At 63.8% G+C, this 3,687-nt stretch carries 4 protein-coding genes; 3 read left to right on the top strand and 1 reads right to left on the bottom strand.

Features of this window, described 5'->3' with window-relative positions; all coding sequences use genetic code 11:
* Positions 1 to 133 precede the first annotated feature (133 nt).
* On the bottom strand, positions 134 to 352 hold the full coding sequence (locus IVA82_RS36210) for a hypothetical protein (RefSeq protein WP_247381052.1): 219 nt from the start codon (positions 350 to 352) through the stop codon (positions 134 to 136).
* On the opposite strand from IVA82_RS36210, the gene IVA82_RS36205 reads away from it, so the two are divergent.
* From IVA82_RS36205 to IVA82_RS36195, 3 genes are all read left to right on the top strand, one after another.
* Complete coding sequence (locus IVA82_RS36205; RefSeq protein WP_247381050.1) at positions 330 to 1,535, top strand: ABC transporter substrate-binding protein; 1,206 nt, start codon at positions 330 to 332, stop codon at positions 1,533 to 1,535. The genes IVA82_RS36210 and IVA82_RS36205 overlap by 23 nt on opposite strands.
* A 166-nt stretch (positions 1,536 to 1,701) precedes the next feature.
* Positions 1,702 to 2,493, top strand: a complete 792-nt coding sequence (locus IVA82_RS36200; protein WP_247381048.1) for an enoyl-CoA hydratase — start codon at positions 1,702 to 1,704, stop codon at positions 2,491 to 2,493.
* A 2-nt stretch (positions 2,494 to 2,495) separates the two neighbouring features.
* The gene (locus IVA82_RS36195) at positions 2,496 to 3,257 is read left to right on the top strand and encodes a hypothetical protein (protein WP_247381046.1); all 762 of its coding nucleotides are present in this window, start codon (positions 2,496 to 2,498) and stop codon (positions 3,255 to 3,257) included.
* Positions 3,258 to 3,687: the final 430 nt, after the last annotated feature.

The raw sequence follows: 3,687 nt of genomic DNA, 5'->3' as shown, positions 1-3,687 counted from the left end.
ATGCGGTGCCGACCAACAGTCGGGCGCTCAGCGCCTTCCGCTTCTTCGTCATCGAACTCTGGAGACGCACGCTCCGGCGCCGCAGCCAGACCGATGGCAGTCATTGCGAGCGCAGCGGTCGCGGTAGGGACGCTCATTGCTGAGCGCCCCCCGCACAGATCCGATGTGGAAGCAGCTCGCCAGACCCTGCCATTCCGCTTTGCGGAAAACGCGCGATGCTCTCGCCGCGCTTCTGCTTGCTGCGCTGTCGCGCATGCGGCATGATTGCGGCAACAGCAATAACCAAGCCGCCATCAGAGCACGGCGCGATAAGGGAGGTCTTCAATTCAATGACGCGAATTTTGTCGGGCATTTTTGCCGCCGCATTCGTCCTGAGCGCGAGCGCTGCGCAGGCCCAGGACAAGCCGCCGCTGAAGATTGGCGGCATCCTCGACATGTCGAGCCTGTATGCCGACATCACCGGCCCCGGCAGCGAGACCGCGGCCAAGATGGCGGCAGAGGATTTCGGCGGCGAGGTGCTGGGACGCAAGATCCAGGTGCTGGCGGCCGACCATCTCAACAAGGCCGATCTGTCTGCCAACATCGCCCGCGACATGCTGGACAATCAGGGCGTCGAGATGATCTACGACGTCGCGGCGTCCGCGACCGCGCTTGCCGCCGGCGAGATTGCGAAAGCGCGCAACAAGATCGTCATCTTCAACGGCCCCGGCTCGATCCGCCTCACCAATGAGGCCTGCGGTCCCTACACCGTGCACTACGTGTTCGATACGTTTGGTCAGGCCAACGTGACCGGCCTTGCGGCCGTGAAGTCGGGCCTCGACAGCTGGTTCTTCCTCACTGCCGATTACGCCTTTGGCCAGGATCTTGAGAAGGACACCAGCAACGTCGTCATCAAGACCGGCGGCAAGGTGTTGGGCAATGTCCGCCACCCCCTCAACACGTCGGATTTTTCATCGTTCCTGTTGCAGGCCCAGGCGTCGAAAGCCAAGGTGATCGGGCTGGCGAATGCCGGCGGCGATACCGTCAACGCCATCAAGCAGGCGGCCGAGTTCGGCATCGCCAAGGGTGGCCAGAAAATCTCGCCGCTGCTCGCCTTCGTCACCGATATCGACTCGATCGGCCTGGAGACGGCGCAGGGCCTGCTGTTGGCGGAGGCCTTCTACTGGGACCTCAATGACGACACACGCGCATTCTCGAAGCGCTTCACCGAGCGCATGAAGCGGCCGCCGACCTCGGCGCAGGCCGGCGTCTACTCCTCCGTGACGCATTACCTCAAGGCCGTGAAGGCGGCAGGCACGACCGATTCGGCTTCGGTGATGAAGCTGATGAAGGAGACGCCGATCAACGACTTCTTCGCGAAGAATGGTAAGATCCGCGAAGACGGCCGCATGCTGCACGACATGTACCTGTTCGAGGTGAAGAAGCCGTCGGAGTCCAAGGGCCGCTGGGACGATTACAAGCTGCTCGCCACCGTGCCCGGCAACGAGGCGTTCCAGTCACTGGAGCAGTCGCGATGTCCGCTGGTGAAGAAATAAGGATCGTCATTGCGAGGAGCCCGCGACAAAATTGCGAAGCAATTTTGCGCTGGTGCGACGAAGCAATCCAGACTGTCTCCGCGGATACATCCCTGGATTGCTTCGCTTCGCTCGCAATGATGGATGTGGCTAAGGCCCGGTCAAACAACAACAAAGGAGACGCACCATGAGCAACGACATGGTCCTGCAGAAGCTCGAAGGCGGGCTGCTCACCATCACCATGAACCGGCCTGAGCGCAAGAATGCGCTCAACCCGGACATGGTGCGGGGGCTGGTCGAGGCGGCGCGGCGCGCGGCTGACGATCCGGAGGTGCGCGCGGTGTTGTTCAAGGGCGCCGGCGGCTCCTTCTGCGTTGGCGGCGACGTCAAGTCGATGGCGGAGGGCCGCGCGCCGCTGCCATTCGAGACCAAGCTTGCCAATTTGCGCCGTGGCATGGAGGTCTCGCGCATCCTGCACCAGATGCCCAAGCCGGTCGTGGCGCAGCTCGATGGCGCCGCGGCGGGCGCCGGCCTGTCGATGGCGCTATCCTGCGACCTGCGCATCGCATCCGAATCCTGCAAGATCACGACGGCCTTCGCAAAAGTCGGTTTCTCCGGCGATTACGGCGGCACCTATTTCCTGACCCAGCTGCTCGGCAGCGCGCGGGCGCGCGAGCTCTATCTGACCTCGCCGGTGCTGAGCGCGACGGAAGCGCATGCCATCGGCATGGTGACCAGGGTCGTTCCGGATGCCGAGATCGACGCGGCCGCGCACGAACTGGCGCTGTCGCTGGCGCAGGGCCCTTCGATCGCGCTCGGCTTCATCAAGCGCAACATCAACAATGCCGAGCATCTGGCGCTGGAGGATTGCTTCGACGGCGAGGCGATCCACCATACCCGCTGCGGCGACACCGAGGACCACAAGGAGGCCGCAAAAGCTTTCGTCGAAAAACGCAAGCCGGCCTTCAAGGGCGCATGACGATGGCGCCCTATACGCGGCTGCGGCAGATCTGCCTGGTCGCGCCGCAGCTCGAGCCGGTGATCTCGGACATCACCAGGATCATGGGCCTCGCCGTCTGCTATCGCGACGGCAATGTCGCCAAATACGGCCTGGAGAACGCGCTGCTGCCGGTCGACGCGATTTTGCTGGAAGTGGTGGCGCCGTTCCAGGACGGCGCGGCAGCCGGCCGTTTCATCGAGAAGACCGGCGGCCGCGGCGGCTATATGGCGATCTTCTGCTGCAATGATCCGGACGAGCGCGGCCGCAATGCCAATGCGCTGGGCGTGCGCACCGCCAACGTCATCGACCACGCGCGCTATCACGGCGTGCAGCTGCATCCCCGCGATTGCCGCGCCGCCTTCATCGAATTCAACCACACCGATGGCAGCGACGACATTCTGGGCCCGTATCCGCCGGCGGGGCCGGACTGGCAAAAGTTCGTCCGCAAGGATGTGACGCAGGCGCTGACCGGCGTGGAGATGCAGAGCCCGGACCCGACAGGGCTGGCGGAGCATTGGGGCAAGATCATTGGCGTGGCGGTCACCGCAGCGACCGGTGGTGAGGCCGAGCTGAAGCTGCCCAATGCGAGCCTTCGCTTCGTGAAGGGTGGCAGCGAAATCATGAGCGCGCTGGAGTTTCGGGTCTCCGATGTTGCGAGCGTCCTCCATGCGGCGAAGGCGAAGGGATATGCGGTGGGGGGTAACGAGTTCCTGCTGGGCGGGGTGACGTTCCGCATCAGTTGATCCGCTTCGTCGTTATCCGTCACCCTGAGGTGGCCGCCACTTCAGCGGCCCTCGAAGGGCGACGGCCCGGCTGCTGCCGCGTAGCCGTTCATCCTTCGAGGCTCCCCACGCGACGCTTTGCGTCGCATGGCTCGCGCCTGAGATCCTATGGGTGGCGGGTGGTCAGGAGAGGTAGGATTAGATTGCAACATCCAGCCTCGGAGGACCAAGATGATCAAGCTCGATCGCACTGAGACACCCGCCGCAGCGGAGCATGCCACGGTTTATCTGGCTTTTGAACTGAGCCAAGCGAAATGGAACTCGGCGTGTTGCTGCCGGGATCGCAGAAGCTGAGCCGCTATACGATCGGTGGCGGCGACCTGGCCGCCTTGACGGCCCGGCTTGCCGACATGCGCAAGAAGGCGGCCGCAGATGGCCGTGCCGGTACGTG

This window comes from Bradyrhizobium sp. 142, assembly GCF_023074015.1.
GTDB lineage: Bacteria > Pseudomonadota > Alphaproteobacteria > Rhizobiales > Xanthobacteraceae > Bradyrhizobium.
Note: the sequence above shows the minus strand (reverse complement) of the source record. Positions and strands in the feature narration are given on the sequence as shown.